Origin of the sequence: Pseudomonas putida (assembly GCF_001976065.1) — a bacterium.
Taxonomy (GTDB): Bacteria; Pseudomonadota; Gammaproteobacteria; order Pseudomonadales; family Pseudomonadaceae; genus Aquipseudomonas; species Aquipseudomonas serbica.
Map to the genome: position 1 here is coordinate 905,723 of NZ_MNAH01000001.1, position 23,380 is coordinate 929,102.

Annotated in this window: 17 protein-coding genes; 10 read left to right on the forward strand and 7 right to left on the reverse strand. The window is 59.3% G+C overall.

Annotated elements, in window-relative coordinates; genetic code table 11:
- The first annotated feature begins 1 nt into the window (after window position 1).
- The 7 genes from BKX96_RS04185 (at window position 2) to BKX96_RS04215 (ending at window position 8,357) form a co-directional block, all read left to right on the forward strand.
- Window positions 2–763, forward strand: coding sequence for an SDR family oxidoreductase (locus tag BKX96_RS04185; protein WP_077182788.1), 762 nt, complete (start codon window positions 2–4; stop codon window positions 761–763).
- Between the two features lie 153 nt (window positions 764–916).
- The gene (locus BKX96_RS04190; protein ID WP_077182789.1) at window positions 917–1,510 is read left to right on the forward strand and encodes a DUF2889 domain-containing protein; all 594 of its coding nucleotides are present in this window, start codon (window positions 917–919) and stop codon (window positions 1,508–1,510) included.
- A gap of 154 nt (window positions 1,511–1,664) precedes the next feature.
- A complete protein-coding gene (locus BKX96_RS04195; RefSeq protein ID WP_077182790.1) occupies window positions 1,665–2,858 on the forward strand; it encodes an acyl-CoA dehydrogenase family protein in 1,194 nt (397 codons plus the stop codon).
- A 14-nt stretch (window positions 2,859–2,872) separates the two neighbouring features.
- On the forward strand, window positions 2,873–4,015 hold the full coding sequence (locus tag BKX96_RS04200; protein WP_077182791.1) for an acyl-CoA dehydrogenase family protein: 1,143 nt from the start codon (window positions 2,873–2,875) through the stop codon (window positions 4,013–4,015).
- A gap of 111 nt (window positions 4,016–4,126) precedes the next feature.
- Window positions 4,127–4,990, forward strand: coding sequence for an MBL fold metallo-hydrolase (locus BKX96_RS04205; protein ID WP_077182792.1), 864 nt, complete (start codon window positions 4,127–4,129; stop codon window positions 4,988–4,990).
- Window positions 4,991–5,153: 163 nt separating this feature from the next.
- The gene (locus tag BKX96_RS04210; protein WP_077182793.1) at window positions 5,154–6,965 is read left to right on the forward strand and encodes a DUF1302 domain-containing protein; all 1,812 of its coding nucleotides are present in this window, start codon (window positions 5,154–5,156) and stop codon (window positions 6,963–6,965) included.
- Window positions 6,966–6,992: 27 nt separating this feature from the next.
- Entirely contained in the window at window positions 6,993–8,357 is a 1,365-nt protein-coding gene (locus tag BKX96_RS04215; protein ID WP_077182794.1) for a DUF1329 domain-containing protein, read from the forward strand.
- 165 nt (window positions 8,358–8,522) lie between these two features.
- Here BKX96_RS04215 and BKX96_RS04220 read toward each other — a convergent pair whose 3' ends face one another.
- Complete coding sequence (locus tag BKX96_RS04220; protein ID WP_077182795.1) at window positions 8,523–11,213, reverse strand: winged helix-turn-helix domain-containing protein; 2,691 nt, start codon at window positions 11,211–11,213, stop codon at window positions 8,523–8,525.
- Between the two features lie 252 nt (window positions 11,214–11,465).
- Here BKX96_RS04220 and BKX96_RS04225 point away from each other — a divergent pair, with 252 nt between their 5' ends.
- Window positions 11,466–12,659 (forward strand): lipid-transfer protein, encoded by a 1,194-nt coding sequence (locus BKX96_RS04225; protein WP_077182796.1) that lies wholly within the window; start codon window positions 11,466–11,468, stop codon window positions 12,657–12,659.
- A gap of 249 nt (window positions 12,660–12,908) precedes the next feature.
- Window positions 12,909–15,518 carry a winged helix-turn-helix domain-containing protein gene (locus BKX96_RS04230; RefSeq protein ID WP_218639272.1) on the forward strand — a complete coding sequence of 870 codons (2,610 nt, stop codon included), beginning with the start codon at window positions 12,909–12,911 and terminating at the stop codon, window positions 15,516–15,518.
- A 35-nt stretch (window positions 15,519–15,553) separates the two neighbouring features.
- On the opposite strand, the gene BKX96_RS04235 is transcribed toward BKX96_RS04230, so the two are convergent.
- The 6 genes from BKX96_RS04235 to BKX96_RS04260 all read right to left on the reverse strand — a co-directional run bounded on the left by BKX96_RS04235 (window position 15,554) and on the right by BKX96_RS04260 (window position 21,369).
- A complete protein-coding gene (locus tag BKX96_RS04235) occupies window positions 15,554–17,122 on the reverse strand; it encodes a long-chain-fatty-acid--CoA ligase (protein WP_077182798.1) in 1,569 nt (522 codons plus the stop codon).
- A gap of 120 nt (window positions 17,123–17,242) precedes the next feature.
- Window positions 17,243–18,073 carry an SDR family NAD(P)-dependent oxidoreductase gene (locus BKX96_RS04240; protein WP_077182799.1) on the reverse strand — a complete coding sequence of 277 codons (831 nt, stop codon included), beginning with the start codon at window positions 18,071–18,073 and terminating at the stop codon, window positions 17,243–17,245.
- Window positions 18,074–18,105: 32 nt separating this feature from the next.
- Complete coding sequence (locus tag BKX96_RS04245; RefSeq protein ID WP_077182800.1) at window positions 18,106–18,522, reverse strand: MaoC family dehydratase; 417 nt, start codon at window positions 18,520–18,522, stop codon at window positions 18,106–18,108.
- 9 nt (window positions 18,523–18,531) lie between these two features.
- Entirely contained in the window at window positions 18,532–18,969 is a 438-nt protein-coding gene (locus BKX96_RS04250) for a MaoC family dehydratase N-terminal domain-containing protein (RefSeq protein WP_077182801.1), read from the reverse strand.
- A gap of 42 nt (window positions 18,970–19,011) precedes the next feature.
- Window positions 19,012–20,199: a lipid-transfer protein gene (locus tag BKX96_RS04255; protein ID WP_077182802.1), complete on the reverse strand. Its 1,188-nt coding sequence runs from the start codon at window positions 20,197–20,199 to the stop codon at window positions 19,012–19,014.
- Window positions 20,200–20,229: 30 nt separating this feature from the next.
- A complete protein-coding gene (locus tag BKX96_RS04260) occupies window positions 20,230–21,369 on the reverse strand; it encodes an acyl-CoA dehydrogenase family protein (RefSeq protein ID WP_077182803.1) in 1,140 nt (379 codons plus the stop codon).
- 296 nt (window positions 21,370–21,665) lie between these two features.
- On the opposite strand from BKX96_RS04260, the gene BKX96_RS04265 reads away from it, so the two are divergent.
- Entirely contained in the window at window positions 21,666–23,378 is a 1,713-nt protein-coding gene (locus BKX96_RS04265; protein WP_218639273.1) for a hypothetical protein, read from the forward strand.
- Window positions 23,379–23,380 lie beyond the last annotated feature (2 nt).

A 23,380-nucleotide genomic window follows, 5' to 3' on the forward strand; every position in this document is an offset into this window, starting at 1 on the left:
AATGAGCACTTTTTCTGGCCAGGTGGCTCTGGTTACTGGTGCCGCTGCCGGTATTGGCCGCGCTACCGCGCAGGCTTTCGCCGCCGAAGGGCTCAACGTTGTAGTGGCCGACCTTGATGTTCAGGGCGGTGAAGGCACTGTGGGTTTGATTCGTGCGGCGGGCGGTGAGGCGACGTTCATTCGTTGTAATGTCTCCAAGGAAAACGAAGTCAAAGCAATGATGGAGCAAGTGGTCGCTACCTACGGTCGCTTGGATTACGCGTTCAACAATGCAGGCATCGAGATCGAGAATGGCAAGAAGCTGACCGAAGGCAGCGAAGCCGAGTTCGACGCCATTATGGGCGTCAACGTGAAAGGCGTGTGGTTGTGCATGAAGCATCAGACTCCGCTACTGCTAGCCCAGGGAGGCGGAGCGATCGTTAATACCGCATCGGTGGCCGGTCTGGGCGCCGCGCCGTTGATGAGCATCTACACGGGCTCCAAGCACGCGGTGGTCGGCCTGACCAAGGCGGCGGCGATCGAGTTCGCGAAGAAAAAAATCCGTGTCAACGCGGTATGCCCAGGTGTGATCGACACCGATATGTTCCGTCGTGCTTATGAGTCCGATCCCAAAAAAGGCGAGTTCGCCGCTGCCGTGCATCCAGTTGGCCGCTTCGGCAAGGTAGAGGAAATCGCTGCCGCCGTGTTGTATCTGTGCAGTGATGGCGCCGGCTTCACCACCGGCCAAGCATTGGCAGTAGATGGCGGCCTTACGGCAATCTGAGCCGACGGGGAAAAAGCGCCGAAAAAATTGCGTAAACGGATTACTTGCCTGGCCAGGTTCTGGTCTGCGGCGGCTGGGTGCCGTCTGGCATCCAGTGTTTGCGAGCGGCCATGAGCGGTCGCCGCTTTCTTCATGCTCTTACGAGGCTGTGCAATGAGTCAGGATCACTTGAACGCGCCGACACGGCAATTGCTGCATACCCGCAATGTTACCTGTACCGGCTATCTTCGCAGCGATGGTTTGTTCGACATTGAAGCCCGGTTGCTGGACACCAAGGGAATCGAGACACAGCTTTCCTACGGAATCATTCCGGCCGGCGGTGTGCTGCATCAGATGGTCATGATCATGACGGTAAATTCGCAACTGGAAATCCAGCACATCGAAGCGCGCTCCGAAGTGACACCCACTCCGCTCTGCGCAGAGATATCCGCGGCCTATGCGAAACTGAAGGGCATTCAGATCGGTCCCGGGTTGAAGAAGCAAGTGACTGAGCGGGTGGGCGGCATACAGGGCTGCACGCACCTGACTGAATTGCTTGGCCCCATGGCGACCACCGCGGTTCAGATCGTCGCGCCAGTTCTGCAGAGGGAGTTGCTCGAGCGTGCTGCCCGCGATCCTGGCTTCAAAATGCCTGAGCAAAGGATGATCGGCTCCTGCCACGCCTTTCAACCGGGCGGGGAACCCGCGCGCCGTCTTACCGAATGGCGCCCGCAAGTGCAGACCGGAAAGAATGTCGAGAGTGAATGAACAACTCGACCGGATTTGTCGATCCCGTGCACGCGACAGCCAAGCCCCCCTTCCGTGGGGGGGGAGGTCACACCGATCATTCTTCTACCGTGGCTGCCAGTGGGTTAGCCGAGCTGTTCTTTCCCACTTTCAGCCGAATGTGAGGAGTAGATCAGTGGACATTCAATTCACCCCTGCCGAATTGGCTTTCCGAGAGGAAGTGCGGGCATTTTTACGTGACAGATTGCCGGCCGATATCGCCGCGCGTGGCCGCCACGGCAAGCGTTTCAACAAAGAAGACCAGGTCACCTGGATGCGCCTGCTCAATGAGCGGGGATGGTTGGCCGCCAGTTGGCCTGTGGAGTATGGCGGTACGGGTTGGGGCGCGGTGGAGAAACACATTTTCGATGAGGAATGTTCTGCGTTCGGCGCCCCTTGGGTCGTGCCTTTTGGCGTCAACATGGTCGCCCCGGTGATCATCAAGTTCGGAACACCTGAACAAAAGGCGCGCTTCTTGCCACGAATTCTCAGCACCGAGGACTGGTGGTGCCAGGGCTATTCCGAGCCGGGCGCCGGTTCTGACCTGGCCGCTGTCAAGACCCGCGCCGTACGTGATGGCGACCACTACGTGGTCAATGGCCAGAAGACCTGGACCACCCTGGCCCATTATGCAGACTGGATCTTTTGCCTGGTGCGCACGGACCCTGAGGCCCAACAGCAGCGGGGCATCAGTTTCCTGTTGATCGACATGAAGTCCCCGGGCATCACCGTGCGCCCGATCATCACCCTCGATGGTGAGCATGAAGTCAACGAAGTGTTCTTCGACAACGTACGCGTGCCGGTGGAAAACCTGGTCGGCGAGGAGAACAAGGGCTGGACCTGCGCCAAGTACTTGCTCACCCACGAGCGCACCAGCATTGCCGGCATCGGCCAGGCCAAGCAGATGCTGGCGCGGCTCAAGCGCATCGCCAGCCAGGAACAGCGCGACGGCCTGCCATTGATCGATGACATCCAATTGCGCATGCAGATCGTCGAGCTGGAAATCCAACTGATGGCTATCGAAATGAGCAACCTGCGAATTGTTGCCGCTGCCCGAGACGACGGGGTGCCGGGCACTGAAAGCTCGTTCCTGAAGATCAAGGGCAGTGAAATTCGCCAGGCCATCACGTACCTGATGAGCAAGGTCCTGGGCCCCTATGCCATGCCCTTCGTGGAAGAGGAGCTGGGCTATGGCAAGCAGGCAGACCTGTACCGCGACTACAGCACCACGCCTGCCAGCCAATATCTGGATATGCGCAAGACTTCGGTCTACGGCGGTTCCAACGAAATCCAGAAGAACATCATCGCCAAGATGATTCTAGAGCTGTAAGGGGAATAGCGATCATGGACTTCAAACTATCCGAAGAGCAGCAAATGCTGCAGGACACCGCCGTTCGCCTGGTGCGTGATAACTACGCGTTCGAAGCGCGCGAACAATTCGCCAAGAGCGAACTGGGCTACAGCCTCGCCTTCTGGCGGCAGTTGGGGGAGTTGGGCTTGACCGCCGTGCCATTCGCCGAGGACTTGGGTGGCTTTGATGGCAGCGGCGTGGAGACGCTGCTGATCATGACCGAACTGGGGCGTGGGCTGTGTCTGGAACCCTACCTTCAGTCGGTCATCTTCGCCGGTGGTCTGCTGACCCAGTCAGGCACTGACGAGCAACGCAACGAATTGCTGCCGGCGGTTGCCAGCGGGCAATTGCAATTGGCAGTGGCCGTCGATGAGCCGACCAGCCATTACCAGTTGCACGATGTGCGCACCCGCGCCGAAGCCGAGGATGGAGGCTGGCGTCTCAACGGGCGTAAATCGGTGGTGGTCGCAGGGCATAGCGCCGGGTTGATTGTCGTATCTGCGCGAACAGCCGGTAACGATCGTGACGAAACCGGTATCAGCCTGTTCCTGCTCGATCCGCGTGCGCCGGGCGTCAGCCGCCGCGCCTACCCGACCATGGATGGCCGCAATGCGTGCGAGCTGTACCTGGACGACGTTTTCGTCAGTGCCGCCAGTGTGCTCGGTGAGCCCGGCCAGGCCTTGGCCGCGCTGAGCTATCAGCAAGGTCGCGCGCTGGCCGCGCAGTGCGCCGAAGCGGTGGGCAGCATGGAAGCGGTGTGCGACCTGACCCTCGATTATCTCAAGACCCGCCAGCAGTTCGGCCAGGTGATCGGCAAGTTCCAGGCGCTTCAACACCGCATGGTGGACATGCGCATCGAACTGGACCTAGCCACCTCCATGGCCATCCTTGCCGCGTGTGCAGCCGATGCACCAGACAGTGACGAGCGCAGCCGAACGCTGGCGGCCGCCAAGGTCTTGATCGTGCGCGCCGCTCGTTTTATCGCCGAACAGGGTATTCAGATGCACGGTGGCATCGGCTTGACCTGGGAATATGTGCTGTCCCATCACGCCAAGCACTTGCTGATGCTCAGCCATCAGTTCGGCAACGATGATCACCACCTCAAGGCCTACAGCCGGTTGCTGCAGGTCGACTGAGAAACGACGGCAATGTCCGTATTGATTTTCCCCTATCAGGGCCTTCGGGCCCTTTTTTTCGGGAAAAGCAGCCGTTACGGCTGAACCGTGTATCACCAAAAGGGGAAGAAATTGAGCCGTAGCATTTCCACACTGACGGGCATGGGTTGCAGACTTGATGGCGGCATGTTGTTCGGACATACGCCGCGCGTGCTCTGGGCCGACTGGATGAAGCCCGCTCCCGACAATACGGTAGAGATTTCTGCGCGGGTGCTGTTGGTGCAAGAGCTGGGCAAAAACATCCTGGTCATGGCCGGAGCCGAAAATCTTCTGGCGCCGCTTGCACGCACCTGCGGTTGCCAACCGCAGTCACCGGGTTTGCTGGAAAGCCTGGCGCGGCGCGGGTTGAAAGAAGCCGACATCGATGTGGTGGTATTGACTCACGTGCATGCGCACCTCTCCAAGGACATGAGTGAACGGGTCAGGGAGGGCGATATGCCGCGCCTGTTGTTCCCGCGAGCTCGGTATGTGTGTGGCGAGCAACATTGGCACCGCGCACGCCGCCCGCATCCGCGGGATCGGGAAATGTTCGTCGCCCCTTTGGTGCATGGGCTGGAGAGCAGCGGGCGTTTGACCCTGGTCGATACCACTCGATGTGAATCACTCGGCGATGACTGGTGTTTTCACATAAACGATGGATTTACGCCGGGTCAGCTGTTGCCGGAAATTCAGCTGCCAGGAGGTCCGGTGGTTTTCTGCGGTGACCTGATTCCCGGGACGCATTGGCTTGATCTTGAGGTGACCAGTGGCCGGGATCGCAACGCTGAGCGTGTGATCGACGAGAAGGAGCATCTGCTCGACCATCTGGTCGCTCAGGGTGGGCGCCTGTTCTTTGCTCGCGACCCGGAGGTGGCGATGGTCAAGGTCATGCGTGATCGCCGATCCCGCTATATCCCCTTTGATCACTACCGCAGTTTGAACCGGTTCGAAGGCTAAAGGCCTTCAGCTTCGTTCGCACGCCCCCCCTCATCGCTTAATTTTCCATCCCCCCCTAATTCCCCCTCCAGCGGGTGGGCGAGATGACCGGTCCGGCTCTTAGGATCGAATCGTTCTAATCACAAAAACTACAAGAAAACATTTCGCACAATCGGAGTGCCGCATGACAAAAACAATAATGCAGGGTGGCTTTCGCCCCCAACTGCTGGCGGCTGCTGTTGCCATCGGCATGAGCACCCAAGCCAATGCCGTCAACTTCGAAATCGGGGAAATCAAGGGACAGTTCGATACTTCACTTTCGATGGGCGCCAGTTGGGCGCTGCGCGGGGGGGATCCTGATTTCATTTCCCCTTTTAACTCGCAAGGTGCGCGCGGCAATTCGTCGTCCCGGCTGTCTGACGACAATCGCTTGAACTTCAAGAAGGGCGAAACCTTCTCGAAGATATTCAAGGGTATCCATGACCTGGAATTGAAGTATGGCGACAGCGGCATCTTCGTTCGTGGCAAGTACTGGTACGACTTTGAACTGAAGGACGAACACCGGCCGTTTTATGACATCGACGACAGTGGTCGCAATGACATGGCCAAGGCTTCGGGTGCCGAATTCCTCGATGCCTTTGTCTATCACAGCTACAACATCGGCGAGCTGCCGGGCAACGTGCGCTTGGGCAAGCAGGTGGTGAGCTGGGGCGAGAGCACCTTCATCGGTAACAGCATCAACTCGATCAACCCGATCGATGTGGCCGCATTGCGTCGTCCCGGTGCCGAGGTCAAGGAAGGTCTGATTCCGGTCAACATGTTCTACATGTCTCAGAACATCACCGAGAATTTCAGTGCGGAAGCCTTCTATCAACTGGAATGGGAAAGCACGGTCGTTGACAATTGCGGCACCTTCTTCGGTGCCGACCCGCTGGCCAAAGGGTGCAACGATCGTCAGGTCGGCGCAGGGCTTGACCTCGCTCCGGGGCTGGCCAACAACACGGCCAACCCCCCCGGTTTCAACAACAACACCGACAATGCCTACACCCCGCGGGTAAAAGACAACGAGGCCCGTGACGGCGGCCAGTATGGCCTGGCCCTGCGCTGGTTCGTGCCGGAGCTTAACGACACCGAATTTGGTGCCTACGTAATGAACTATCACAGCCGCGGCCCTTACCTGAGCACGCTGCGTTCGACCGTGGCGTTCAATGCCGCCAACCCGATCCCGGCGCTGCGCGCTTCGCGCTATTTCGTCGACTATCCCGAAGACATTCGCCTGTATGGCCTGAGCTTCCAGACCAACGTTAACGGCACCTCGCTGGGTGGCGAAATCAGTTACCGGCCAAACATGCCCCTGCAGCTCAACAACACCGACCTGGCAGGTGCAACGACGGGTAACCCCACCGCGCTGTTGAATCGCGTTGGTTATGCGACCACAGCCCTGGGTGGTGAGATCAATGGTTACAAGCGCATGCCGGTGCTGCAAACGCAACTGTCGGCCACGCAGTTTTTCGAGCAGGTCATGGGGGCTAGCCGTCTGACCCTGGTGGGTGAGGTGGGCTACAACCGCATCAATGGCCTGGGCGAGGCTGATGGCACCGACCTGCGCTTCGGTCGCAGCGGGATATTCGGGGTTGGCGTTCAGCCTGGAGCAGCCAACGCTGCGTGCCTGAACACGACAAATAACCCGCAACAGGAATGCAACGACAAGGGCTTTTACACCACCAGCTCTTGGGGTTACCGCGCCCGCGCTCGTCTGGATTACCCGAACGTGTTTGCCGGCATCAACCTGGCACCCAACCTGGCCTGGTCGCATGACGTGGATGGCAACGGCCCGAACTTCGAGGAAGGGCTCAAGGCCGTCAGCCTCGGACTCGATGCCGACTTCAAAAACACCTACACGGCGAGCCTCAGTTACACCGATTTCTTTGGTGGTCATTTCAATACCAACGGTGACCGTGACTTCGTGGCGCTTAGCGTTGGCGTGAACTTCTAAACAGAAGAAAGACGAGAGAAACCAAGCATGAAAACAACAATGATGCATGTAGGCGCGCTGGCACTGACCCTGCTGGCCGGCCAGGTAATGGCCGCGGTCTCTCAGGAAGAGGCAGCAAAACTGGGTACGACGCTGACTCCGCTCGGCGCGCAGAAAGAAGGTAACGCCGATGGCAGCATTCCGGCCTGGACAGGCGGCCTGAGGCCTGGCGCGGCACCGGTCAGTCATCGGTTCCTGGGTGATCCGTTCAGCGCTGAAAAGCCACTCTTTACCATCACGCCTGCCAACGCCGAACAGTATAAGGACAAGCTTACCGCCGGCCAGTTGGCTATGTTCAAACGCTATCCCAATACGTACAAGATTCCGGTCTACAAGTCACACCGCACCGCTGCTTCGCCGAAGGAAATCTACGATGCGGCGAAAAAAAGTGCGTTAAACACTCAGCCGGTTGATGGTGGCAATGGCTTGAGCAACTTCAGCGATTCTCGCAGCTTCGCTTTCCCGATTCCCAAGAACGGCGTCGAAGTACTCTGGAACCACCTGACTCGCTATCGTGGTTTAAACCAGCGACGCCAGATGGTCCAGGCCACGCCGCAGGTTGATGGATCGTTCACCGTCGTCGAGTTCGAAGATGAAATGGCGTTCCCGCAATACATGACCGGTGACGACAAGGAGAGCACCGCAAACATCTTTGCCTACTACAAGCAACGCGTGACGGCCCCGGCACGCCTGGCCGGTAACGTCGTGCTACTGCATGAAACCATCGATCAGGTCAAGGAACCGCGTCTGGCCTGGGTCTACAACGCCGGTCAGCGTCGTGTGCGACGTGCACCGCAGATTGCCTATGATGGGCCAGGTACCGCGTCGGACGGCATGCGCACTTCGGACAACGGCGACCTGTTCAATGGTGCTCCTGATCGCTACGACTGGAAATTGATCGGCAAGAAGGAGATGTACATTCCGTACAACAACTACCGCCTGGCTTCGCCCTCGCTAAAATACGCCGACATTCTCAAGCCCGGACACATCAATCAGGACCTGACCCGCTACGAGCTACACCGCGTGTGGGAAGTGGAGGGCACCCTGAAGCCGGGTGAGCGTCACATCTATGCCAAACGTCATATGTATTTTGACGAAGATACCTGGCAACTGGCCGAAGTCGACCATTACGACGGCCGTGGGCAGTTGTGGCGTGTCGCCGAAGGCATGGCCATGAACGACTATGAACAAGGCGTCGGGACCTACGCCGGCCAAGTGCTGTATGACCTAATCGCCGGTCGCTACCTGGCCTTTGCGCTGGGCAACGAATTCAAGGAAGGCATCGAGTACGGGGTCAAGCCGAACCTGGCTGAATTCACTCCAGCGGCCTTGCGCAATGCAGGCATTCGCTGATTCCGGACGTTGCAAACCCTCGCTCCCGCAGGAGGGTTTCCTGTAGGAGCGAGCGTGCTCGCGATGGTCGTTAACGATAACTCGTGCTGTCTGCTTCAGCGCAGCGCTCTTGAGTCCATCGCGAGCAGGCTCGCTCCTACAAAGTCCATCATTCTTCAAACGGCCTTATTGTTCACCTCGCTGTCTCAACGCAGTCAGTGCCTCATAGCGAGACGACACACCCAGCTTGGTGTAGATGTTCTTGAAGTTCCACTTGATGGTTTCCTGACTGAGATTCAGGGTCTGGGCAATGCGTTTGTTGGGCATCGACTGCTCCAGCAAACTGATGATTTCCAGCTCCCGCTTGGTAAACAGCGAGGATTCCCCCGCCGCCGAATCTTTCATTGCACGTGACGATGCAGGGCCAGTGCTGGCGCAATTCAACCGGACGGCTGCCAACCGATTGCGGTAGCTGTCCAGGACCGGATCGTCACGGCAATCCAGATTGGCCAGCAGGGTCAGCAGGGAAGGGCCTTCATCCAGCAGTGTGCGCACCAGGCCCAGCCGATAGCTTTCACCGACGACTTCACGCAACAGCACGGTGGTTTCTGCCGGGCGTCCAAGATCATTCAGCGCAACGGCACGCAACAAGCCCGACTGGATTCGCCATTTACCTCGACAGTAGCGACTGGCGAACTGCTCGACGATGTCCAGGGCCAGGAGGGCACGCTCCGGCTCTTGCCTGGCCAGGCAGATGCGCACGCGCGAAAGGGCCGCGAGGGCACTGATTTCCTGAGCAAGCGGCGTGTCGTCCGAGTGGCGATGGGTCAGCGCGTCGAGGCCGGCTCTCTGACTTTCGCACTGTCGCCAATCGCCGCTGCCAAGCAGGAAGCGTATTTGCTCGGTCAGGTTATGGGCCAGCGCGCGATCGAATCCTCGAGCACGAAACTCCATCGCCATGTTGGCCAGGTAAGTCAACGCACTGGCCGTGGACTCCTGCAAGTAGTTCATGCGAGCGACACTGATCATCGCAGAGATGGTCACCGATGGCGGAGCAAATCGCAAAAGATCAAGACGATTGCTCAAGGCTTCGCGTACATCGTCAATGCGATCCATCTCGTAGTGCGCTTCGGCGACCGCCACCGCACAAGTGCATGCGCTGACTGAACGACGACCGTGATTGCGCTCGGCCAGGAGTAGAACATCAATGAGATGCCGTGAGGCCTCCATGACGTTTCCATTGAGTAATACCCCATGGGCAATGGTGGCGACGATCATCAGCGCCAACTCATCATGGCTGGTGCGCAGCGTTTCGCATTCGGGGCTATTGAGGTACTCCCAGGCTTGTTGCTGATGACCGAGGTAGACCAGACAGTTGATGTACAGACAGACACGCATCCGCTCATTGAACGGATGTGCGAAGCTGCGCTCTGGCAAGCCCTGAACGAGCTGGCTGCAACGTGCCAGGTCATCATGTTGCAAAGCTATCGCTGCCCTGGCCAGATCGATTTGTGGCTTCCAGTTGGCCTTGGTCGCCGGGCTTTTTTCGAGCACCTCGATCCAGGTTTCCGCCTTACTGGTCAGCATCGTCAACAAGCAGCCCCAGGCACCTTGAAGCAGCACCTTGGGGTGCTGTGTCAATTGTTCCAGAGGCACACAATCGAGCCAGCGCATGAATTGACCCAAGTGACTCAGGCTGTGGTAGGTCGGCTGTTTGCGCTCCAGCAGCCAGACCAGTTCCTCAAGGTCTTCACTGAGTACCGCATGACGGGTCGCTTCGCTCACCATCTCGGCGTGTTCGAACCAATGCGCCGCGAGCAGGTGCAGTCGGGGCAAGTCTGCATCCGACGCGGTCAAGCGTTGTTGCAGGTATTCGGCGAATAGCGGATGCAACCGGTACCACTGCTCCTGGCTCTCCATGTCGACAGGCAGGATGAACAGGTTGCGGGTCTCGATGCTGGCAATCAGTTCGGCGGCTTGCGGTGCCTGGCTGACATGCTCGGCTACCTGCGCATTGAAGCGGCGCAGGATCGAGATTTTCTCGAGAAATCCGATGACCTCCGTGGGTAACCCGTTCACCACGTCTTCGGCCAGGTAGTCCCGCAAATCGCTGTTGCCAGGAAGCAGTCGATGGATCTTCGCTTCCTTGCGCGGGTTGGCCTTGAGCGAGATGGACATCAATTGCAGACCAATGGGCCAGCCATCCGTGTTGTCGTGGATGGCGTGCGCCAATTCCATATCGATGCCTTCGTCCAGATAGGCCTTGAGAAAGGCCAGGGACTCGTTGAAATCAAAACCAAGCTCGGTGGCGTTGATCTCACAGAGCTCGGCCATCGCTCGTAGTCGGCCGAGCTTCAAATTGGGATTCACCCGTGAAGCCAGCACAATGTGAAGCTGCGCCGGGGCACCATCCACTATCAGTTGAATCAGGCGGGAAATGCGTGGATCGGTGGCGAAATGGAAGTCATCGAGCATCAAGTACAGCGCACTGCTGACCCGCGCCAAGGTGTTGATCATCACCGACGCCAGCGCGAGCAGGCCGTCCAGTGACTCGCGCTCGATCAACAGCAAGAGGTCGTCCTCAAGGGGGACACCGGCATTCTGGAGGGTGCAGATGAGGTTGGCGCAGAACGACTCCAGGACGCCATCCTCCTGGGCGAGTGACAGCCATACAACACTGTTGCCTTCTTTGATCAGGCTTTGACGCCACTGCGCCATCAGGGTGGTCTTCCCGAACCCCGCGCTGCCATTGATCAGGGTCAGGCGGCAATCCCGAGCCGCTTGCAAGCGTGCCAGCAGCGTCTCCCGCAGCACGGCGTGACTGCTGATGCGTGGCGGCGAGAAACGGGTGGTAATTGGCGGGGAACTCGGAAGCATGGCTAATCCAGTCGGCTGCGGATTTCAAAGGCTTTTGAAAGATTTTAGGCCGATTACAGCACTTTTGTGCAATGACTAAATTACTTGCAGGGGCAAGCGCAATCGGGCGAAGACAGGGGGGGCCACCCCAATCCCCCCCGCAGGACGCGGGTACAGCCTGCAGATGATTTCGTAACGATGACAGCCTGGATTGCTCGGGATATCGAGCAAAGCGAGAAGCCGCAGTGGGCTGAATTTTTTATGGAGAATGTGATGTCGCACAAACCGTACGTTGCCGGGGTTGGCATGATCCCGTTCCTGAAGCCTGGGGCCAGTGGGTCGTATATCGAAATGGGCGCTGAAGCCACTCGCCAGGCATTGAAAGACGCAGGACTGGACTATCACCTGGTTCAACAGGCTTATGTCGGATATGTCTATGGCGATTCCACCTGCGGCCAATCGGCACTCTACGAAGTGGGCATGAGCGGCGTACCGGTAGTGAACGTCAACAACAACTGCTCCACGGGTTCCACTGCCCTGTACCTGGCTCGCCAGGCCGTGGAAAGCGGGGCGGTGGAATGCGCCTTGGCCCTGGGCTTCGAGCAAATGCAACCCGGCGCCCTGGGGGCGGTGTTTACCGATCGTCCGGCCTGCATGGGCAAGCACCTGGAGGTCTCGGACGAACTGACCGCTGACGCCGGCGCGATCGGCGTTCCGATGACGCTGCGACAGTTTGGTGGTGCGGGGCGTGAACACATGCAGCGTTATGGCACCGAGATGAGCACCTTTGCCGCGATTCGCGCCAAGGCCAGCCGTCATGCCGCCAACAACCCGCTCGCGCTGTTCCGTAAAATCGTCACCACCGAAGATGTGATGAACGATCAAGTGCTCTGGCCGGGTGTGATGACGCGCCTGATGGCTTGCCCGCCTACCTGTGGCGCAGCCGCGGCGATCATCTGTAGCGAAGCGTTCGCCAAAAAACATGGTCTGCGCACTGACGTGATGATCATGGCGCAATCGATGACCACTGATCGTGGGGTTTCCTTCGAACCGGCATCGATGATCCAGACGGTCGGTTTCGACATGACCCAGCGTGCCGCTCACGAGGTGTACGAGAAGGCGGGTGTCGGGCCGCGGGATATCCTGGTGGCCGAAATGCATGACTGCTTTGCCCAGAATGAGCTGCTGACCTACGAAGCCTTGGGGCTGTGCCCGGTAGGCGGCGCCGAAAAATTCGTGCTCGATGGCGATAACACCTACGGCGGGCGTGTGGTGACCAACCCATCCGGTGGGCTGCTCTCCAAGGGCCACCCGCTGGGGGCCACAGGTCTGGCTCAATGCTATGAACTGACGCACCAGCTGCGCGGAACCGCTGACAAGCGCCAGGTCGAAGGCGTGAATCTCGCTCTGCAACACAACCTCGGCCTGGGCGGTGCCTGCGTCGTCACGCTCTACGGCCGCGCTTGATGTCGTTCGCGTGCGCACGTAAGGCGCACGCGTTTTTTGCACCGAACGCAGTGAATCAGCATGGCGTACTTCCTGTATTAAACTGTCGGTCTGCACTTGAAGAAGATCGTCTCCGGAATTCAGTCGATGGCTATGCCACCCCAAGATCCCAAGCGCCACCTGTCAGTCGATCGAGTGCCTCAACTCATCCCTGACACCAAGGTCATTCCACCTCGCGGTGCACGCCAGCTCATGCCCCGAGCGACACTGATGAGCCGCCTGATGGAGGCGCGCCGGCAGCGCTGTATCGCTATCCAGGGGCCTGCCGGAAGCGGCAAGACCAGCACTTTGCTGGCCTGGCGCCGGGAATTGATAGCGATAGATTTCGACGTCGCCTGGCTGTCACTGACTGGCGAGGATAATGAGCCGGCGCGACTGGCTAACTGCTTGTTGGCCAGCGTTGCCGAGGTCGACGGCGCGCTTGCACGAGAAGCTGCTTTGTTGCTCGGGGAAGGTGGTGGCGAGTTGGCGCTCGAACACTGGGTCATCGTCCTGCTTCAGTCTGTGGCTCGACACGGCTCTGAGCTGGTGGTGATGATCGATGATGTGCATCACCTCAATGATACAGATAACTTCAAGGTGCTGGGTTGGCTGCTTGACTATGCACCGCCGAACCTTCACCTGGTGCTAGGCACGCGCAGCGCGTTACCTGCAACGCTTCCGCTTGCGCGTCTGCGCACCCAGGGGCAGCTGAGCGAGTATGACTTGCGGGACTTGCGTTTCAGTGTCGAAGAGTCAGAACGATACTTGCGACAATTTGGCGAGATCAGCACTCACGATGCCGAGGCCTTGCATGACTTGACCGACGGTTGGGTGGCTGGCCTGCAATTGTTCGCTATCGACTTGAAATCCAGGCACGGCAGCAGCGTCAATCGTATGCAGGTGCGAGGCGCCGGGGCCTTTGCGCAGTACTTCGAGCAGGAGGTGTTGATCCACTTGCCACTCGAAGACCGGCAGTTGCTGACGCGTTCTTCGATCTGCAATCGCTTCACCGCCCCCTTGTGCGCCAGGCTTGTTGGCAAGCCGCACGCGATTGCCGGGATGATGAGCCAATTGACCCGCCTCGACAGCGATAACCTGTTCATCACCCAGATCAAGAGCCACGACAGGGAAACCTGGTACCGCCTCCACCCGTTGTTGCGCGAGGTATTGCGCGAGCATCTGAGCCGTCAGCCCGAGGAGGAACAAAAAAAACTCCATGCAGTGGCGCGCGACTGGCTGCTCGAACAGGGGCATATCGACGAGGCGGTGCGCCACGCCGTACTGGCCGGTGATTTTCAGATTGCGGCCGAGATTGTCGAAGCCTGTGCGCACGAATTGATGGCGCGTGGTTCCCTCAGTCAATTGCCCAACCTGCTGCGCAGGCTGCCCATGGAACAGATGCGCGAGCGCTATAGCCTGCAATTGGTGATGGCGCAGTTACAACTGCATGCGCATAACTTCGCAGAAGGGCAAGAGATACTTGACCAGCTGGAGGCGCAACAGCACCGACTGAATGTTCAACAGCGTCAAGGCCTGCTGGTAACGCGTGGCACGCTGGCCATGCAGCGTGACCTGACCGAGGCCGCATGGTGCTTCGCTCCGGAACTGGAAGCGATACCTGACGATGCCGACGATCTGATATTGACCGGTCGCGCCTCCATTCTTGCCTGGTTGTATTTGTTCAGCGGTGATCACGAGCGAGTGCGTGCAATCATCCAGCACAGCGATCGCCCGAATACCTCGCCGCGCCGGACCCTCGTTGGTCGATGCATCTACGGCATGAGCCTGGTGCATGAGGGGCGCATCAGTGAAGCGGAGAATATCTTTCGCAACACCCTGGAAGCCGCAAAATCGCACGGCAGCAGTGCCGCGGTCGCTGGCCATGCGGCTGCCGCTTTTCTCGCCAGCCTGTTGTACGAACAACACAATCTGGCCGATGTCTGCCATTTGCTTGAGCCTCGCCTCGACATCCTTGAGCGGATTTCCATGCCCAACATCGTCTTGCACAGTCTTCTGTCGCTGAGCCGCGCTTGTTGGCTCAAGGGCGAGCAAACCCAGGCGGTGCTCTATCTGGATCGCTTGAAAGACTACGCACAGCGCTATGACCTGGGCCGTCTGCTCGCCTGGACACTGTACGTGCGTATGCGTTGGTGTCTCGAAAAACTCCATACTTCGCAGGCCGAAGCCCTTTTGAGCGAGCTGCAGGAACTTGCCGACAAGCAGGCCGGCATCCATCGCGGTACGCCATTGATCATCCGGCTTTTGGCCCTGCGGGCGGCGATCGAATTGAGTTTGTATCAGCGCGAATTCAGTGTGGCGATCGAGCAAATCGCATTGCTGATCAATGAGTGTGAAACGGCCACGCATTGGCAGTGGGTGGCCATCGCGCGGCTTCAACTGTCCATCGCTGAAAAGGGGCGAGGATGTGACGAGCAAGCGCTCGAACAATTGATTGAAGTCTTGCGTCTGGGACATCGCCTGGGCCTGGTACGCAGTCTGCTCGATGTTGCGCCACAACTGCCTCGAATGCTGAACGATTTACTGCAAGCCAATGCGCTTGATCCGGTGCTTGCGTTTTATGCCCAGCGCCTGATCGCAGCGGGCAGGCCGGCAGAAAAAACCGGGCGCACAGTGAATTCATCGGTTGCGAACTTGAGTGAGCGGGAGACCGAGGTCGTGCAGTTGATGGCACAAGCCATGACTAACAAGAAAATTGCCCGCACCCTTGGTGTGTCACCTGAAACGGTTAAATGGCACATCAAGAATCTGTTCGCCAAGCTCGACGCCACAGGCAGGGAAGAAGCGATTGCCAAATGGCGCGACCTGAATACCTTGTAGGAGCAGCCGTTCGACGCTCCTACAGGCATCGAACGTCAGTTTACGTTGCTCAGACGGTTTTCCCAGAACGGTTTGCGCAGTTCGTTTTTCAGTACCTTGCCGACGCTGGACATCGGCAATGAAGTGCGAAACTCGATACTGCGGGGCACTTTGTAGCCGGCAATCAATTCCCGACAATGGGCGACCATTTCGTCTTCAGTAACGCTGGCACCAGGTTTGAGGATGATCACGGCATGCACTGTTTCCCCCCATTTGTTGCAGGGAATACCAATCACAGCAGCTTGGGCAACGGCCGGATGGCGGACAAGGGCGTTCTCGACTTCGGCAGTGAAGATGTTCTCGCCACCGCTGACGATCATGTCCTTGAGACGATCGCAGATGTAGATGAAGCCATCGTCGTCCATGTAGCCGCCGTCACCGGTATGCATCCAGCCGCCGCGAAGCGCCTCGGCGGTGGCCTCCGGTTTGTTCCAGTAACCGAGCATGACGTTGGGGCCACGCACCAGGATTTCGCCGACTGTGCCACGGGGCACTTCGCGATCCTCGGCATCGGCAATGCGGATTTCCACGCAGCTGATGGGCAGCCCGGCTGAGTACATCTTGCCGCTGCGCTGATGTTTCTCGCAATGGTACTCGGCCCCCAGCATGGTGATGCCGGGGGCCATTTCAGTCATGCCATAGCCTTGCGCGAATTGGGCTGCAGGGAAGGTCTGACGGGCACGCGCGAGCAGGACAGGAGTAATCGGCGAGGCGCCGTAGGTGATTTCCCGAAGCGAGCTCAGGTCCAGTGCCGCATGGGTTGGGTTTGCCTGGTGCCAGTCGAGGATCATCTGCAGCATGGTGGGCGCTAGAAAGGTGTCGGTGGCTTGCTCCCGGCTGATCTGTTCGATGACCTCTTGCGCTTTGAAGGCGGGCAGCACGATATGCATGCCACCGCTGAGGAACAGCACGACCATCGCAGCCAGGTCGGCCAGATGGAACATTGGCATGGCATGCAGGTAGCGCGTCTGTGCGCCATAGCCCACGCGATCCTGGTTGGCGAGGGCGGAGATGCCGATGTTGTTATGGCTAAGCATCACGCCCTTGGGGAAACCGGTGGTGCCGCCGGTGTAGAAGATTCCGAGAAGGGAATCGCCACAACGGTGCGCGTCTTCAACCGGTTCGCTCTCGGCGATCAGGGTTTCGTAATTGAGCATGCCCTCGGGCGTTTCGCCGTCACCGGCATAAATCACCAAGCGGATGCTCTTGGCCTCGACAGCCACCTGGGTCCCCAGTTTCTGGAAGGCGTCATCGACGATCAGCACGCAGGTCTGCGAGTCATCCAGGGAGTAGACGATCTCGGCCGCGCTCCAGCGGATGTTGACCGGATTGAGCACGGCATCGGCCCACGGTACTGCCTGGTAGTACTCGATGTAGCGCTGGGAGTTGAGCGAGAGCATCGCTACACGCTCGCCACTGGCCACGCCCAGGCGCTTGAGCGCGCCAGCCAGCCGCGCAACGCGATCGCCCAACTGGGCGAAAGTCACACTGCGGCCCTGATAACGAATTGCCGTGGCATTGGGGCGCTGCTGCCGATGGCGCTGCAGCCCTTGGGTCATGTACATCAAAACCTCCAATATTGTTTTTGTAGGGAGTCCACTTGCGAAGTGCCAGGCCGTGATCTCATTGTCCGGGCATTCTTCCCGCTATGGGAGGGAAGAGTGCCCCCAGAGACGAACGGCGCCTTACAGGGTGCCGTAGCCGCCGCCGCAGACCAGAGCCTGACCGGTAACGTAGTTGGCTTCCGGCAGGCACAGCATCACCACCGAACCGGCGGCTTCTTCGGCCGTGCCAGGGCGACCAAGGGGAATCGCAGAGCTGGCGGTATCGATACGTTCCTGTTGAACGCCGACCTTGATTTCACGACCTTCAATGTTGATGGTCTTGCTCTCGTCGCCAGCCAGCGCCTGGGTCAGTCGGGTATCGATGAAACCGAAGGCCACGGCGTTGACATTGACCTTCAGGCGGCCCCACTCCTTGGCCAGGGTCTTGGTCATGCCGATGATGCCGGCCTTGGCGGCGGAGTAGTTGGATTGACCGGCGTTACCGCCAGCGGCCACGGAGGAAATGTTGACGATCTTGCGCAACACTTCGCGACCTTCCGCGGCGTCTTTCTTAGCCTGGGCGCTGATGATCGGCTGGGCTGCACGCAGAATGCGGAACGGTGCGGTCAGGTGGCAGTCGATGATCGCGTACCACTGTTCGTCGGTCATTTTCTGAATGACGTTGTCCCAGGTGTACCCGGCGTTGTTGATGATGATGTCGATGCCACCGTAGCTCTGCACGGCAGTCTGTACGAAGCGCTCGGCGAAATCGGCGGCGGTCACGCTGCCGACGCAGGCAACGGCTTCACCACCGGCCTGGCGAATTTCAGCCACGACTTCTTCGGCCGGTGCCGAGTCCAGATCGTTGACCACGACTTTGGCGCCATAGGCCGCTAGTTGCAGAGCAACGCTACGACCGATACCACGACCGGAGCCGGTGACCAGGGCGACTTTGCCTTCAAGCTTTTTCATTGGATTGTTCCTTGGGCTGTGTGGGTGAAACATCAGGCGAGGGCGACAACGGCTTCGCCGGCCAGCTTCTCTTCGCCGTACTGATTGGCGCAGCGAAGCGCCAGGCGCACGCGCTGTTCGCCGGCATCGATGAACTTCTCGACGACCTTGCCGGTACAGTTCGGTATGTGGCCGATCTGAGTGATGCCAGTGAAACGAACCGACAGGCTGCGCACCTGGCTTTGCGGCACCCAGGTGGTCAGCAGGCGACCGAAGTACGCCGCGGACAACATGCCGTGGGCGAACACATCGTCCATCCCCGACTTGCGGGCGAAGTCGAGGTCGACGTGGATCGGGTTGTGATCACCCGAAGCGCCGCAGTACAAGGCGAGAGTGGTGCGGTTGACCGGCTGCAGCTTGAGCAGCGGGATCTCGTCACCGACCTGGATATCGGAAAATCGAACGCTCATGACGACTCCTTAGCGCTGCACAAGAGAGGAGCGGATATCGGCGATGTGCTCGCCATCCTGATTGGTCACGCGTGCCTCCATGACCACGAATTGCAGGGCGCCACCTTTCTTTTCGTAGAGGTCGGAGATGAAGCCGTGGAACGTCAGCACGTCTCCCGCGTAGGCCATCGAGTGATAGACGAAGGACTGCTCAGCGTGAAGAACCCGACCAAGATCGAAGCCGACCAGTTTGAGCAGCTCCACCACATCGCGGCCTTCGCTTTCCAGGCACTTGAGGAAAGTGGGCGGGACCGGCAAGGATTTATGCCCGGCGGCCTTCGCGGCGGCTTCGTCGGTATAGACCGGATCGGTTTCGCCGATGGCCTTGGCGAAGAAGCGCAGGCGACCCTTTTCAACGTCGACGCTGTACGCGCCAATTTTGTGCCCGATCAGATTTTTGTCTGCCATGTTCACTTGGCTCCTATGTGAAAACGCGCCTGAACAGGGCGATCAGTTTTTACCAAACAGCGTGACGACACAGGCGCCGCCCAGACCCAGGTTGTGTTGCATGGCGATTTGCACACCGTCCACCTGGCGCTTGTCGGCGGTGCCGCGCAGCTGATGGGTCAGCTCATAGCATTGGGCAAGGCCGGTCGCGCCCAGCGGGTGGCCCTTGGAAAGCAGACCGCCGGAGGGGTTGGTCACGACTTGGCCGCCGTAGGTGTTGTCGCCATCGAGGATGAAACGTTCGGCCTCGCCGACCGGGCATAAACCCAGGGCTTCATAGGTCAGCAGTTCGTTGTGGGCGAAGCAGTCGTGCAGCTCGACCACGCGGATATCCTCAGGGCCGATACCGGCTTGTTCGTAGACCTGGTTGGCAGCCGCCTGAGCCATGTGAAAACCGGCGAAGCTGATCATCGACGGTGGATCGAAAGACACAACCGAGTCCGTGGTCATCGACTGGGCGAGGATCGCCACGTCAGTGCGCAGGCCGTGTTTTTTGGCGAAGGCTTCGCTGCAAACAATCGCAGCAGCGCCACCGCAAGTCGGCGGGCACGCCATCAGGCGGGTCATGACGCCGGGCCAGATGACTTTGTCGTTCATCACCTCTTCGGTGGTCACCACGTTCTTGAACAGCGCCAAGGGATTATTGGCGGCGTGGCGGCTGGCCTTGGCGCGGATCGCGGCGAAGGCCTCCATCGAGGTGCCGTAGCGTTGCATGTGCTCTCGACCGGCGCCGCCGAAACCCCGCAAGGCCTGAGGGATGTCCGCGGCATCGGCGGTCAGCGATTCGAGTACGTGCAGGAAGCGTGCGCGAGGGCGGGGACGGTCATCCCAATGCGATCTCAGCGCGCCGGCCTGCATCTGCTCGAAGCCCAACGCCAGGGCGCACTCGACCTGACCGCTGGCCACGGCGGCGCGGGCCAGATACAGGGCAGTAGAACCGGTGGAGCAGTTGTTGTTGACGTTGACCACCGGAATGCCGGTCAGGCCTACCTCGTAAAGGGCGGTCTGGCCACTGGTGGAGTCGCCGAACACGTAGCCGGTGAAGGCCATCTGGATTTTGTCGTAGCTAATCCCCGCGTCCTTCAGTGCAAGGCGCAATGCCTCCGCACCCATTTCGGTGTAGGTCGGACTGGCGCCCGGCTTGCTGAACGGAATCATGCCGACGCCGGCAACGATAACTTTGTCGCTCATGTCTTTGCTCTCGGTAGAGGAGAAGGGGGGTTAAAGTTTGCGGGCGATCAATTCGCGCTGGACTTCGTTGGTTCCGCCGAAGACGCGGGAAACGCGCAGATCGACAAAGGCGCGGGCCACCGGATACTCGAGCATGTAGCCGTAACCACCGTGCAACTGGACCATGTCGTCCAGGTGTTTCCACAGGGTCTCGGTGGCGAACAGTTTGGCGATGGCGGCCTCTTCCACGGTCAGCTTGCGACGCATGTGTTCGCTGATGTAGTAATCGACCATGGTGCGCACTGCGACCGAGGCAGCCTTGGCATCGGCCAGCTTGAATTTGGTGTTCTGGAAATCCCACACCGTCCCACCGAAGGCCTTGCGGTCCTTGACGTACTCGATGGTCTGCTCCAGCAGACGTTCCAGGCGAATGGCGGCGTAGATGGCGATGCCCAGTCGCTCCTGTGGCAGCTCCTGCATCATGTAGGCGAAGCCTTTGCCTTCTTCACCCAGCAGGTTGCCAACGGGCACGCGCACATCGTCGAAAAACATCTCCGCGGTATCAGAGGCACGCTGGCCGACCTTGTCGAGCTTGCGGCCACGCCGAAAACCTTCGCGGCTGGTTTCAACCATGATCAGGCTGATGCCTTTGGAACCTGCCGTCGGGTCGGTTTTGCAGGCCACCAGAACCATGTCGCAATTGAGGCCACTGCTGATAAATGTCTTGCTGCCATTGATGACGTATTCGTCGCCATCGCGGACCGCGGTGGTTCGCGCAGCTTTCAGATCGCTGCCGCTGCCTGGCTCGGTCATGCCGAGGGCGAGGATGGTTTCGCCACTGCAGATGTTCGGCAGCCAGCGATGTTTTTGCTCTTCGGTACCGAAACGCACGATGTACATCGCAATGATGTCCGAGTGCAGGCCGAAACTGACGCCGGACACGCCGGCGCGGTGCATTTCTTCGTTGATGACTGTCGCGTGGCCGAAGTCTCCGCCGCCACCGCCATACACCGCAGGAACCATGGAGCACAACAAACCTTCGCGGCCGGCCTTGAGCCAAGTCTGGCGGTCGACCTTGCCGGCCTCGTCCCATTCGGCCTGGCGGGGCACGCATTCGCGCTCGAAGAAGCGGCGCGCGGTTTCGCGGAACATTTCATGATCTTCGCGAAAGATGGATCGTTGAATGTGCATTACGGACTCCAGTGTCTGTAAAAGGATCGGCAGGCGACTCCTGGGGGGTGAGCCATGTGTCCGAGGGACTGGAGGAATGCTGCCGGGGTGGCTGTCGCGGTATCCCTCCCCACGGTGGGGGGGGAAGAAAGTTCCGGGAACTCACGGTAGCGTTTTACCGACAAGCCATCGGCGGTGACCTACTCATCGTGGGGGGGGGAGTGAGTGACTGGGGCTTCGTAGGCTCTGCGTCGCAGGTGTTGCTCCAGCGCGTTTAGCGCCTTGGCACCGAGTTCATTCCTTCAAGGAGTTGCATAATGAGAAGCATAACAATCACAAAGCTTCGCTTCGCACGGTTGGGCGCGGGCCTGGCACTGGCAGGTTTGTCCGTCATGGCGGCGGCCCAGTCTGCCCCGCCGATGAACCCTTATCTGGCCCAGACCTTCAGCAATCAGGCGCATTGGAACAGTGCGCAGACCGACAGCACTGAGATTGCGGTGCCGCGTGGTTCCTACGAACTGACACCTGAGTCGGTGACGTACCTGCCCAGCGATGCGGGCGGCATGCCGCATTTCGTCGACAAGGTCGGTGACACCATGGTCACGTGGTGGTGGTCCGGCCTGGGCTTGCGCAAGTACAACAAGGTCGACGGCAAGCTGGTTGAAGTGGCACGCACGGAAATGCCGCTGAAGTTGCCTGAGTTTCAGAAGGTCAGCGACGCTCAACGCCTGAAACAGACTCAGGATGTCCAGCGGTTGCTCGACAACAAGGACGAGCAGGGTTTGCTCGACTATATGCGCGGGCAGCCGAATCGAATGATCAGCAGCATCAACGATCAGTTGCGTGGCGGCGCCCTGTATTCGATGTTGACCCGCGAAGATGCCTTCATCGGTGCCGGTGGCCGGCAGATTTTCCGCGTCGATCAACTCGATCCGAAAAAACCGGACTCGGGCATGGGAACACCGTTGGTGCGTTTGCTGTCGGAATCGCTGTACGACAACGAAAAGGTCAAGCGCGGCACTGATTTCCCGGTCGACTTCAACTTTGGCATGGGCATGACTTTCAACGGCTTTCTGGTCCTCAACACCGTTGGCGGCAAAGTCATCACCCTCGACCCGAAAACCCTCGAAATCGTCGATACCTATGCCGTCGATGGCGCGGACGAATTGTTCCTCAATGGTTTTGCCAATGGCGATGAGGCGGGCGGCGGCGCGGTCTATGTGGCCTCGAACCAGAACATGTATCGCCTGGTGGTGGATGCCAAGGGCAAGATTCACAGCGACGAGGCCAGCGGCGCCTGGAAAGCGGCCTATGACCGTGGCATTCGTATCTCTGCCTTGAAAGTCGCTGACGGCACAGGCTCGACACCGACGTTGATGGGCTTCGGGCCGGACGAAGACAAACTCGTGGTGATCACCGACGGTGCGCAGAAAATGCGTCTGGTGGCGTTCTGGCGCGACCAGTTGCCGGCCGGCTGGAAGCAGAAGCCCGGCACGCTCTCGGCACGCATCGCTGACCAGCAGCAAGTGGATATGGGCGCCGACGTGGAGACCGTGCAGTCCGAGCAATCGGTGTCGACCTACGGCGACTACGCCTTCGTGGTCAACAACATCATCAGCAAGGATGCCCCTTACCTGGCGCGCGACAACTACTACGTGAGCATGCTCAACGGTGCTACGCGTCCGGGGCCGAAAGGTGTGGCGATGTTGAAGTGGGACCAGGGCAGTAATGGGTGGAAACAGCTGTGGATGCGCAACGACGTGTCGTCGATCTCTACGGTGCCGATGATCAGTGGTGGCGGCCGGATGGCGATCATTGATGGTTACTTCACCCGCGACTGGAACGACCGCTATCACATCGGCATGGACCTCGACAGCGGCGACACCGTGTTGAAGATCCATACCGGCAGCGATCCGCGTTTCAATGGCATGTACTCGGCGATCAAGGTCAACGAATCCGGCGCGATTCAGTACGGCATGGCCTTCGGCCTGGTCCGTCTGGACACCACCAAGATGAAAAAACTCGATTAACC